The following is an 11806-nucleotide window of genomic DNA, read 5'->3' on the forward strand; positions in this document are numbered from 1 at the left end:
ACATCATGATCCGGTCGGTTTCGGGATCGAACTTCCCTGCGCCCGGAATCCCCTCGAACAGCGCGCCACTCTCGACCAGCTTGTCGATCCGCGCGCTGTGGCCGTCAAACGGTTCGCGGGTCACTGTCGGCACATAATGGAACTGCGCCGGCGCCTGTTCGGACACCAGCGGATCTTCCGCCCATTTGGATTCCAGCTCCTCGCGGAACGCCAGATCGCTGACCCGGCGTACCGAATGGATCACGACGACCTGCTCGTAAAATTCATACACGTCCGGGTCGCGCGACAGGCTCAGGAACGGGGCCAGGCCCGTGCCGGTCGACAGCATGAATAGCCGCTTGCCCGGCAGCAGCGCGTCGGTCACCAGCGTGCCGGTCGGCTTGCGGCCCAGATAGATCTGGTCGCCCGGCTCGATCAGCTGGAGCTTGCTGGTCAACGGGCCATCCTCGACTTTGATCGACAGGAATTCCAGTTCCTCGTCCCATGACGGGCTGGCGACCGAATAGGCGCGCAGCAGCGGCTTGCCATTTTCGCCCTTCAGGCCGATCATCACAAACTCACCGGAACGGAAGCGGAAGCTTGCCGGGCGGGTGATGCGGAAGCTGAACAGATGCTCGTTCCAGTGCCGCACCGACAGCACCGTTTCCACGCTCAGCGCGCCGGTGGGTTCCAATTGCGGCTTTTCGATCGTCACGTCGGTCAAGACCTTCTTCCTTGCCATCTATGCGCGCGGGCCGGGCGGGCCGCGCCTGTTGCGTATCGTTCGCAACAACTGATATCTGACGCGAATGGAGCCATCGCCCCATGAAGGCAAGGCGAAAAAAACTTGGGGGGTCGATAGCTGCCCCCCGCAGCGGTCGGGCTATTCAGCCAAACAGACCCTTGGCCAGGCCACCCAGTTCATTGAGCGGATTGCCGTCGCCATCGCGATCGAACATCCCGCCCAGCTTGCCCAATATCGCTTCGGGGCCACCGAACTGGGCGAGCAATTCCTGCAACTTGTCCGCCGACACGCCATGTTCCGCCGCGGTTTCGGCGAGCGCCGCCACGCTGGTTTCGCCGGACCCGATCTTGCCGCTGATCTCGCTCATCAGCCCCTGCATCTGTTCGGGCGTCAGGCCGATCTGCGCCGCGATCGCTTCCAGACCGCCCACCTTGCCGATTAGATCGTCGAACATGCCCATCATCGTCACTCCTGCTTCGCACCGGCAGCTACCATAGCATCGTTACGCAGGTGCAAAAAGAAAAAGGGCCGGAAGGATCGCTCCCCCGGCCCCGATTTGCGCGAATGCGTCCGATCAGGCGGCAGCGACCAGCGCCGCGCTGCGTACGCCTTCGTCCACATGATCCTCGAACTGCGCGAAATTGTCGACGAACTGCTTGACCAGCACGGCGGCGGTTTCGTCATAGGCGTTGGCGTCCGCCCACATGGCGCGCGGGTCCAGGATGGTCGAATCGACACCAGCGACCGCCACCGGCACGTCGAAGCCGAAATTGGGATCGGTGCGGAACTCGGCCTGGTTCAGGCTGCCGTCGAGCGCGGCATTGAGCAGCGCACGGGTCACCTTGATCGGCATCCGCTTGATCCCCGGCATCGTCGCCTTGCCACCGGCCCAGCCGGTATTGACCAGCCAGCAGGTGACCCCGCCCTTGTTGATCCGTTCCTTCAGCAGATTGCCATAGACGCTGGGATGACGCGGCATGAACGGCGCGCCAAAGCAGGTGGAGAAGGTCGCGGTCGGCTCGGTCACGCCGATCTCGGTCCCTGCAACGCGCGCGGTATAGCCCGACAGGAAATGATACATCGCCTGTTCCGGGGTCAACCGCGCGATCGGCGGCAACACGCCATAGGCGTCGGCGGTCAGGAAGATGATATTCTTGGGCACCGGACCCAGATTCTTTTCCGACGTGTTGGGGATGAAGTCGATCGGGTAGGAACCGCGGCTGTTTTCCGCCAGGCTATTGTCGTCCAGGTCGATTTCGCGAGTCTCCTCGTCAATCACGACATTTTCCAGCACCGTGCCGAAACGCTTGGTGGTGGCGAAAATCTCCGGCTCGGCCTCGGCCGACAGGTTGATCATCTTGGCATAGCAGCCGCCTTCGAAATTGAACACGGCAGTGTCCGACCAGCCATGCTCGTCATCGCCGATCAGCGTGCGGCTGGCGTCCGCCGACAGGGTGGTCTTGCCCGTGCCGGACAGGCCGAAGAACACAGCCGTGTCGCCGTTCGGGCCGATATTGGCCGAACAGTGCATCGGCATCACGCCCTTGACCGGCAGCAGATAGTTGAGGATGCCGAACACCGACTTCTTCATTTCACCGGCATAGGCGGTGCCGCCGATCAGGATCAGCTTTTCGGTGAAGTTAACGGCAACGACGGTTTCGCTGCGGCAGCCATGACGCGCCGGATCGGCCTTGAACGTGGGCAGGTCGATGATCGTATATTCGGGCGCAAAGCCCGCCAGTTCATCGGCCGTGGGACGCACCAGCAGGGTGCGGATGAACAGGTTGTGCCAGGCGCGCTCGTTGATGACGCGCACATTGACGCGATGTTCGGGCTGCGAACCGCCGAACAGGTCGGCGACATAGAGCGTGTCCTTTTCGCCCAGCGCCTTGAAGAAATCCGCCTTGAGCGCGGCGAAATGTTCCGGAGTCATGCCGCGATTGGTCTCGCCCCACCACACCGTCGATTCGGTTTCGGCATCGCGGACGATGAACTTGTCCTTGGCGCTGCGGCCGGTATGCTTGCCGGTCTTGACGACCAGCGGGCCGTCCTTCGACAATATGCCTTCGCCGTTGCGGATCGCCGCCTCGACCAGAGGCGCGGTGCCGAGATTCCAGAACTGGACGGCATTGGTCGTAATGCCCTGGTTGGCCAGGGTGATTGAGGATTTGGCCTGCACGCCTTTGCTCCTGATGTAATAATTCCGTGTCACAAACATTCTGTATATTCGCGACCGGTCCGCCCCTCAGCGCCGCTATCTTGCGGGCGGCGTCATTCTTGCAGACATTGGCGGCATACGGCTTTGCGTAGGGTGCGTCAAATCCCTGTGTTCAGGCGTTTGTCACGAATAGCGACTGTCCTGCCGCATGATCGGCCGACCCCGCCTTCCTTGCAGCGCGCGCTGGCATCGTCTAACGCTCGTTTCGCCCCCGCCACGCATGTTTCTGACCACACATATTTCTGGGATGCCGCATGACAGCAACCATCGCCCTGGTGGATGACGACAAGAATATCCTGACGTCCGTGTCGATCGCGCTCCAGACCGAAGGCTTCATGACGCGGGTCTATTCCGACCCGGAAGGCGCGCTGAAGGCGTTGCTCGACAATCCCGCCGATCTGGCGGTGTTCGACATCAAGATGCCGCGCATGGATGGCCTTGAACTGCTGCGCCGCCTGCGGGAAAAAAGCCCGATGCCGGTCATTTTCCTGACGTCCAAGGCGGATGAGCTGGATGAGGCGCTGGGGCTGGCGATGGGGGCGGACGACTATATCTCCAAACCCTTTTCCCAACGGCTGCTGATCGCCCGCATCCGCGCGATCCTGCGCCGCGCCGAAGTCAGCCGGACGCCCGAAACCCCCGACCAGCCGGTCGCCGACCCGATCATCCGCGGGCGGCTGGAAATGGACCCCGCCCGCCATCGGGTGAAATGGAACGGTCAGGACGTGACGCTGACTGTCACCGAATTCCTCATCCTCGAAACGCTGGCCACCCGCCCCGGCGTGGTCAAGAACCGCAACCAGTTGATGGACGCCGCCTATCAGGACGACGTCTATGTCGACGATCGCACCATCGACAGCCATATCAAGCGGCTGCGGCGCAAATTCCGCGAGGTAGATTCCGATTTCAACGCAATCGACACACTCTATGGCGCCGGATATCGCTTCTCCGAAGAGTGACGGCCTGGGTGCTGATGGCCTGCGCTGGTCCGGGCGGATCAGCCTCACGCCGCGCATCCTGGCCGTCAACGTCTTTGCGCTGGCGCTGCTGGCGGGGGGATTTTTCTATCTCGACAGCTATCGCACGCGCATCGTCGACGCGCGGCTGGAACAGTCGGCGCGGGAACTGCAATTGCTGGCGATCGGGCTGGAAAGCGTGCCGCCCGAACGCCAGCGTCAGCTGATCGCCGCCTATGCCCGCCAGACCGGCGACCGGGTGCGCCGCTACGCGCCCGACGGCCATCGCCTGTCCGACAGTTTCGCCATGGACGCACCGCGCTATCGCCTGCGCCAGCCGTCGGAAGAGGACTGGCAGCGCCATGTCGCCCGCTTCCTTGACAAGGCGATGGACCGGGTCGTGTCGGCGGACCGTCCGCCCGACTTCATCGAACCCGCCGTCGATCGCGCGGACGCCTGGCCCGAAGTGCAGATGGCGCGCAAGACCGGGCGACCGCAGGCCGTCAACCGCTACGCCCCCGACCGGACCTTCGTGATCTCCGCCGCCGTGGCGATGCGCGACGGCACCAGCCTGTTCGCGACCGAAAATGCCCGCGACATCACCCGCACCGTCCGCGCGGAGCGGCTGCGCCTCGGCATGGTGCTGGCGGTCGCGGTGCTGGCGTCGGTCCTGCTCTCCCTGTTCCTGGCGCGCACCATCGTGCTCCCGCTCCAGCGCCTCGCCCGCGCCGCCGTGCGCGTGCGGCTGGGCCGCGCGCGGCAGGTGACCGTGCCGCGCCTGCCCGAACGGCGCGACGAAATCGGCATGCTCGCCCGCGCCCTGTCGGACATGAGCCAGGCGCTGCGCCAGCGGATCGACGCGACCGACGCCTTTGCCGCCGATGTCAGCCATGAACTGAAAAACCCCATCGCCTCGCTCCGCTCCGCCCTCGACGCGCTCGAACGGGTCGACCGGCCGGACCTGCGCGCGCAGTTGATGGCGATCGCGCAGGACGATGTCCGCCGTCTCGACCGGCTGGTCACCGACATTGCCGAAGCCTCCCGCGTCGATGCCGAACTGTCCCGGACCCGGTTCGAGCCGGTGGACCTTGGCCAGCTCATCGAAAGGATCGTCGGCGCGCATGAGGCGCGCGGCGTGCCCCGCGGCGTGCGGCTTGCCTTCGCCCGCCCGCGCAAGAATGTCGCGGTGGTGCTGGGCGAGGAACAGCGGCTGGTGCGCGTGCTGGAAAATCTGATCGACAACGCCATTTCCTTCTCGCCGGACGGCGGACTGGTTCAGGTGGTCGCGACCGTCGCCGACGATCAGGTGCTGGTCAGCGTCGAGGATGAAGGACCGGGCGTCCCCGAATCGGAGCGCGAGCATGTCTTCCGCCGCTTCCACAGCGTCCGCCCCGAAGGCGAAAGTTTCGGCAAGCATTCTGGCCTCGGCCTCGCCATCGCCCGCTCGATCATCGACGGTCATCAGGGCCGCATCAGCATCGCCGACCGTCAGGACGCGCAGAGCGGCGCCTGCTTCATCCTGCACCTGCCGATGGCTGTGGCGCGCGATCCGGGGATGGTATCGGAATGATCGCGATCGCCCCGCCATGGCGGTTGGCGGCAGGCCGTTAGCGGGCTAGGGTGGCGGCCCATCATGTCGACCGTCCCCATCCCCCGTCGGCGCGTCCACCGCCTCGCCCTTGCTGCGCTGCCCGGCCTGCTTGCGATGATGGGCGGCTGTTCGGCCGACAGCAACGATCCCGTCGTCGTCAGCGTCGTGGGCGATCGCGAAGATTTCGCCAAACCCTTGCAGCATCTGCCCGATCCCGGCGCCAAGCTGTTTCTGGAAGCGACCGCGCAGGGGCTGGTCGCCTTCGACGCCAGCGGCGACATATTGCCCGCACTCGCCCAGCGCTGGATCGTGGAGGATGACGGGCGCAGCTATATTTTCCGCCTGCGCCGCGCCTTCTGGGCCAAGGGCGCGCGGGTCGCCGCACCCGATGTGGCGCGGATGCTGATGGCGCGGATCGAATCGCTGCGCCGGCTCGACCCGGACGGACCGCTCGACGCGGTGCAGGCCGTGATCCCGATGACCGGCGAAGTGATCGAGATCCGCCTTGCGACGGCCCGCCCCTATATCCTTCAGATGCTGGCCCAGCCGCAAATGGCCATCGTCTCGCGCGACGGGGGCACTGGCCCCTATCGCCGCAAGACATGGGGCAAGGCGATAATTCTGACCCCGATCGACCGGCTGAGCGACGATGACGATGCCGAGGACACGCCGGTCCCGGCGTGGCAGACGCGCGTGCTGCGCGCCGAACCCGCTGCCCTTGCCATCGTGCGCTTCCGCGAAGGGCAGGCCGCGCTGGTGCTGGGGGGGCGACTGGCCGATTTGCCGCTGCTCGTCCCCGCCGGGGTCGATCGCGATGCCGTGCGGGCCGATCCGGTGCAGGGGCTGCTGGGGCTGGCCGTGACGGGCCGGGGCAGTCTGCTCGACGATGACGGCATACGCGCGGCGATCAACATGGCGATCGACCGCAGCCAGATCCCTGCCCTGCTGCCGATCGGTGGCTGGGCCACCAGCAACCGCATCGTCCCCGACCAGCTCGATCTTGGCCGCGCGCCGACCGATCCGGACTGGGCCGCCCTGTCGCTGGAGGACCGGCGCGGCCGGGCGAGCGCTGCCGTTGCCGTCTGGCGCGACGATCATGGCGACCCGCCGCCATTGCGCATCGCCCTGCCGCAGGGGCCGGGCGCGACTTTGCTGTTCGGCCTGCTGCGACGCGATCTGGACGCCATCGGCCTGCCGGTGCGGCGCGTCTCCATGACCAGCGACGCGGAACTGCGGCTGATCGACGAAGTCGCCGCCTATGACAGCGCGCTCTGGTATCTGGGCCGGGTCGGCTGCGCCCGCAAAATCCATTGCAGCGACGCCGCCGATGCCCAGCTTCAGGCCGCCAGCCTTGCCAGCACGCCGGAGGACCGCGCCGCCCGCATCGCGGAGGCCGAAGCGCTGATGGTCGCGCATAATGGCTATATCCCGCTTGGCACGCCGATCCGCTGGTCGCTCGTGTCCAGGCGGCTCAACGGTTTCCAGCCATCGCCCCGCGCGCGCCACCCATTGAACCATCTGTTCCGACGCACCAACTAGGGCAGGCAACAGGAGACGCCTTGCCCATGCCGATTTCGCCCGACTCCGCAAATGGCACCGCCAGCGCCATTCCGGGCCTTGGCCGCGACCCCGCCTCGGTGCGCCGCCGTATCGAAGCGATGGAGGCGGTGCTGGAGCGCCTGTTCGTCGTCCCAGGCATCAATCGCCCCGTCGGTATCGACAGCATCGTCGGGCTGGTGCCGGTCATCGGCGACCTGGCGACCGCTTCCATGGGCATGTGGATGGTCTGGGAAGCGCGCAATCTGGGCATGTCGAAATGGCAGATTACCCGCATGTCGGCCAATGTCGGGGTCGATACGCTGCTGGGCGCCATTCCCTTGGTCGGCGATCTGTTCGACTTCGCGTTCCGCTCAAACACCCGCAACCTGCGCATCATCCGCAAGCATCTGGACAAGCACCACCCCTCGACCGCGACGATCGAGGGCTAGGGACTATAGCGGCGCGATCCGCAACGGGCTCTTGACCGGTGCGCCGCCCTGATGCGCCGGGCAGCGGGTAAACTCCATCGCCCGGTCCATGCACAGCCACACCTCGCTCAGCCAGTTGCCCCGCGCCGTCGTGACCCGCAGCATATCGGGCTTCAGCCCCCGGTTGGCGCGGGCAAAGGCCTGCGCAAACTGCCCGACGGTCAGGGACTTGCTCCGCGCCAGCGCCCCCATGTCGGGGTAGCGGATCGACTGGTACAACGCCCGCGACCGGTTGAAATAGCGCTCCGGCTTTGTCGTCATGCAGGTGCCATGCTTGGCCCATTCATGCTGGATCAGCTGGACCGACGGCGTCGCGCACAGATTCTGCCGGATCACTTGCCGGGGCACCAGATTGGCGGCGCGACAATATTGCGGCCATTCCTTGCCAAAGCCGTCCGGCCACAACCCATGCAGCGTAAAGCCGAAGCGGCCATGGCGGCCATCGCACTGAAGCGCACTCCCCTTGCCCCGCGCGGTCGAACAATATTGCGGCGACCAGCTGAGCGCCAGCGTATAGCTGCCGATCGGCAGGATGCGCCTGGGCTCTTTGGCGGTCGGCCCCTCCAGGTCGGGCCGGGCGATCTGCGCGGGCGGGCTGCACTGGGCCGATTGCGCCAGCGCCGTCCCCGGCATCGCGATCAGCGCCACCAGGGCCAGCCCTTTAAGCATAAGCGAAATCCAGCCCGATGTCCGCCGCCGGGGCCGACTGGGTCAGCCGCCCGACGCTGATATAGGTGACGCCCGTGTCCGCCCTTGCCCGGATCGTCTCCAGCGTCACCCCGCCCGATGCCTCGGTCGGCACGCGCCCGCCGACCAGTGCCGTCGCCTGCCGCAGCGTCGCCGCATCCATATTGTCGAGCAGCAAATGCGTGGCCCCGGCGGCCAGCGCCGGTTCGATCTGGTCGATCCGGTCGACCTCTACGATGATGCTGGCAACCCCGGCATCCACCGCGCGGCGCACCGCTTCCTCGACCGATCCGGCGACCGCGACATGATTGTCCTTGATCATCGCCGCGTCCCACAATCCCATGCGGTGATTGGTCGCCCCGCCCATCCGCGTCGCATATTTCTCAAGGACACGCAGCCCCGGAATGGTCTTGCGCGTATCCAGCAGCGTCGCGCCCGTTCCATCGATCGCATCGACATAGGCGCGCGTCATCGTCGCGATACCGCTCAGATGCTGGACCGTATTGAGCGCCGATCGCTCCGCCGTCAGCATCGCCCGCGCCTTCCCACGAATCCGCATGATGTCGGTCCCCGCCGCCACCCGGTCACCATCCTGATGCAGCAGTTCAATCACCACATCGCGATCAAGCGCCCGGAAGAAAGCGGCTGCGACCGGCAGGCCCGCCAGCGTCACCGCGTCCCGCGTGTCCATCACCCCGTCGAACATCGCATCGGCGGGGATCACCGCCTCGCTGGTGACGTCCCGGCCATCCGGCCCCAGATCCTCGGCCAGCGTGGAAGCGACGAAAGCGTCAAGGTCGAAACCGGGAAGGGAGAAGGTCATGGCTTATCGCGCCCCCAAATCCCCCTGCCCCACCGTGCCGCTGGCCATTTCCAGCATCCGATCGAGGCTCTTCTTCGCGCCCAGCCGCAGCGTTTCGTCCATCTCGATGCGGGGCTGGAGGTCGCGCAGCGCGAGGTACAGCTTCTCCATCGTGTTGAGCGCCATATAGGGGCAGATATTGCAGTTGCAGTTGCCGTCCGCGCCCGGTGCGCCGATGAATGTCTTTTCCGGCACCGCCTTTTCCATCTGGTGGATGATGTGCGGTTCGGTCGCAACGATCAGCGTGTCGCCCGGCATCGTCTTGGCAAAGTCCAATATGCCGCTGGTCGACCCGACATAATCGGCATGATCGACGATATAGGGCGGACATTCGGGGTGCGCGGCGATCGGCGCGTCGGGGTGCTGGGCTTTGAGCTTCAGCAATTCGGTCTCGCTGAATGCCTCATGCACGATGCACACGCCCGGCCACAGCAGCATGTCGCGGCCCAGCTTGCGCTTGAGATAACCGCCCAGATGCTTGTCGGGGCCGAAGATGATCTTCTGATCCTTGGGAATCTGCGCCAGTATCTTTTCGGCGGACGAAGATGTCACGATGATGTCGGACAGCGCCTTCACCTCGGTCGAACAGTTGATATAGCTCAGCGCGATATGGTCGGGATGCGCTTCGCGGAACGCCTTGAACTGGGCGGGCGGGCAGCTGTCCTCCAGGCTGCAACCGGCGTCCATGTCGGGCAGCACGACGATCTTGTCGGGCGACAGGATCTTGGCCGTCTCCGCCATGAAGCGCACGCCGCAGAAGGCGATGACGTCCGCATCCGTCTCCGCCGCCTTGCGCGACAGTTCCAGCGAGTCGCCGACAAAGTCCGACAGGTCCTGAATTTCCGGGCTTTGATAATAGTGACCCAGGATCACCGCGTTGCGCTCCTTGCGCAGTCGCTCAATCTCTGCGCGCAGGTCGGTACCCTGCGGAATGCCGGTAAAAGCGTTCATGTCCCTAAAACTCCTCGGTCCTTGACGAGCGCCCTAGCGCTGCGCTCGCTTGTTGGCCAGCACCTCGTTGATCGGCGTGGTCACATCCCACCGCTCGCCATTGCGGCCCCTGCGCTCCGGCGGGAAGGTGACGATCACCCGCGCATCGCCATAGCCCGCCGCGCTGAGCGGCGCGGCCATCAACTTGCCGATCGCCGCGCGACCATATTCACGCGCCTGCGCCATCCGTTCGGGCGAGCGCGCGGTTGCCAGCGCGCGGCTTTGCGCATGGGCGGACACGCGGCGGCTCAGCGCCTCACTCGCCTGCCGGGTCACGAACAGGCCGTTGGTCTGCACCAGCGTACGGCGGCTCTCATCGACATTGGGCTTGCCCGCCATCACGTCGGGCGCGTTGACGATCAGCGTGCGGGTCTGCCCGTCCCATTCCAGATCGTCCGCGCCCAATCCGCTGACATCGAGGAAATAATCGACCGAGAAGGGCATTTTGACGACCTGGTCGGACTTGAGCAGGCCAAAGCCGCGCACATCCTGCGCGCTGCTCTGGATCGTGCCGTTAAGTTCGGACACTTTCAGGCTGCTGACCCCGGCGATCTTCGCGGCGATCACCCTGGTGACGGCAGACCCGTCCTCCTCCACCGCCACGACATAGTCGCGGTCATAGCGCTGCCAGCCGATCCACATCGCCATGCCGACGAACAGCAGCAGCAGTCCGGCCACAAACGGCCCGGCATAGCGTTTCAGCGCATCTGCCACAGATCGTCCGCCGCCATGACCAGCCCCCGCTGATGCAGGTCGATCAGATGCGCCAGCACCGATCGCCCGGCGGCCGGGTGCAGGCGCGGATCGACGCCCTTGTACATTTCGGCCACCATGTCGGGGATCAAGCTGTCGCCATTACGCTCCAGAAAGCGCAAAATCTGGCCCTCACGCTGCTTGCGATGGCCGATCATGCCGCGCACCAGCCGCTGCGGATTGTCGATCGGTTCGCCATGGGCGGGATAATAGATAATGTCCTGACGCTCCAGCAACCGCTGCATCGACCGCATATAATCGGCCATGTCGCCATCAGGCGGCGAAATGACACTGGTGGACCAGCCCATCACATGGTCGCCGGTAAACAGTGCCTGTTCCTCGACCAGCGCGAAGCACAGATGGTTAGACGTATGCCCCGGCGTCGCCACCGCCTCCAATGTCCACCCCTCGCCGGCCAGCCGTTCGCCGTCCGCCAGTATCCGGTCGGGGCGATAGGCCGCGTCGAACGCCGCATCGGCGCGCGGCCCGTCATCATCCAGCGTCAGCGGCGCGCAGCCGATCACCGGCGCGCCGGTCATGGCGCGCAGCGGCTGGGCAGCCGGGCTATGGTCGCGATGGGTATGGGTGCAGACGATCGCCACCACCGGTCGCCCGGCAATGGCGGCGGTGAGCGCCGTCAGATGATCCGCCTCGTCCGGGCCGGGATCGATCACCGCCACGTCGCTCGATCCGACCACATAGGTCTGGGTGCCGGTGAAGGTGAAGGGCGACGGATTGGGCGCCAGCACGCGGGCCACCAGCGGCGACAGGGGCATCGCCACGCCCGTCGGCAGGTCGGCCAGATCAAAAGGGGGTGCCATGCTTCCCATGTGCCCATTTCCCGCCGGATTTCAAGGCCACGCCTGTCCTATCGCCCCGCTTCGCCCTATGCTGCCGCCGCAACTCTCCCATTTCATCGAACCCGGCCCATGCCGAACCGGGCAATCCCAACCCTTCTTCCTCGCTCAAAAATTAGGCGAACATGCGCTGTGCAAAGC

Annotated in this window: 12 protein-coding genes; 4 read left to right on the forward strand and 8 right to left on the reverse strand. The window is 65.5% G+C overall.

The window, feature by feature from the left end:
• From SX1_RS11180 to SX1_RS11190, 3 genes are all read right to left on the reverse strand, one after another.
• A partial coding sequence (locus tag SX1_RS11180; protein WP_019053048.1) for a ferredoxin--NADP reductase occupies positions 1 to 703 on the reverse strand: 703 nt, incomplete at its 3' end.
• Between the two features lie 163 nt (positions 704 to 866).
• Complete coding sequence (locus SX1_RS11185) at positions 867 to 1184, reverse strand: hypothetical protein (RefSeq protein WP_026002527.1); 318 nt, start codon at positions 1182 to 1184, stop codon at positions 867 to 869.
• 114 nt (positions 1185 to 1298) lie between these two features.
• Positions 1299 to 2903 carry a phosphoenolpyruvate carboxykinase gene (locus tag SX1_RS11190; RefSeq protein WP_019053049.1) on the reverse strand — a complete coding sequence of 535 codons (1605 nt, stop codon included), beginning with the start codon at positions 2901 to 2903 and terminating at the stop codon, positions 1299 to 1301.
• Between the two features lie 293 nt (positions 2904 to 3196).
• Here SX1_RS11190 and SX1_RS11195 point away from each other — a divergent pair, with 293 nt between their 5' ends.
• The 4 genes from SX1_RS11195 to SX1_RS11210 all read left to right on the forward strand — a co-directional run bounded on the left by SX1_RS11195 (position 3197) and on the right by SX1_RS11210 (position 7477).
• Positions 3197 to 3901 carry a response regulator transcription factor gene (locus SX1_RS11195; RefSeq protein WP_019053050.1) on the forward strand — a complete coding sequence of 235 codons (705 nt, stop codon included), beginning with the start codon at positions 3197 to 3199 and terminating at the stop codon, positions 3899 to 3901.
• Positions 3870 to 5468, forward strand: a complete 1599-nt coding sequence (locus SX1_RS11200) for a sensor histidine kinase (RefSeq protein ID WP_017183885.1) — start codon at positions 3870 to 3872, stop codon at positions 5466 to 5468. Before SX1_RS11195 ends, SX1_RS11200 begins: the two co-directional genes overlap by 32 nt.
• Before the next feature lie 63 nt (positions 5469 to 5531).
• Complete coding sequence (locus SX1_RS11205; protein ID WP_019053051.1) at positions 5532 to 7028, forward strand: ABC transporter substrate-binding protein; 1497 nt, start codon at positions 5532 to 5534, stop codon at positions 7026 to 7028.
• A 26-nt stretch (positions 7029 to 7054) separates the two neighbouring features.
• Entirely contained in the window at positions 7055 to 7477 is a 423-nt protein-coding gene (locus SX1_RS11210) for a DUF4112 domain-containing protein (RefSeq protein ID WP_019053052.1), read from the forward strand.
• 3 nt (positions 7478 to 7480) lie between these two features.
• Here SX1_RS11210 and SX1_RS11215 read toward each other — a convergent pair whose 3' ends face one another.
• Genes SX1_RS11215 through SX1_RS11235 form a run of 5 tightly spaced genes read right to left on the reverse strand, consistent with a single transcriptional unit; the run spans position 7481 to position 11629 of the window.
• Entirely contained in the window at positions 7481 to 8185 is a 705-nt protein-coding gene (locus tag SX1_RS11215; RefSeq protein ID WP_019053053.1) for a ribonuclease T2 family protein, read from the reverse strand.
• Positions 8178 to 9026, reverse strand: a complete 849-nt coding sequence (gene nadC, locus SX1_RS11220) for a carboxylating nicotinate-nucleotide diphosphorylase (protein ID WP_019053054.1) — start codon at positions 9024 to 9026, stop codon at positions 8178 to 8180. The genes SX1_RS11215 and nadC overlap by 8 nt, the downstream gene beginning before the upstream one ends.
• Positions 9027 to 9029: 3 nt before the next feature.
• Positions 9030 to 10016: a quinolinate synthase NadA gene (gene nadA, locus SX1_RS11225; RefSeq protein ID WP_017183880.1), complete on the reverse strand. Its 987-nt coding sequence runs from the start codon at positions 10014 to 10016 to the stop codon at positions 9030 to 9032.
• Positions 10017 to 10049: 33 nt separating this feature from the next.
• Entirely contained in the window at positions 10050 to 10769 is a 720-nt protein-coding gene (locus tag SX1_RS11230) for a DUF4230 domain-containing protein (RefSeq protein WP_019053055.1), read from the reverse strand.
• Complete coding sequence (locus tag SX1_RS11235; RefSeq protein ID WP_019053056.1) at positions 10754 to 11629, reverse strand: MBL fold metallo-hydrolase; 876 nt, start codon at positions 11627 to 11629, stop codon at positions 10754 to 10756. The genes SX1_RS11230 and SX1_RS11235 overlap by 16 nt, the downstream gene beginning before the upstream one ends.
• Positions 11630 to 11806 lie beyond the last annotated feature (177 nt).

Origin of the sequence: Sphingobium xenophagum NBRC 107872 (assembly GCF_000367345.1) — a bacterium.
GTDB lineage: Bacteria > Pseudomonadota > Alphaproteobacteria > Sphingomonadales > Sphingomonadaceae > Sphingobium > Sphingobium xenophagum.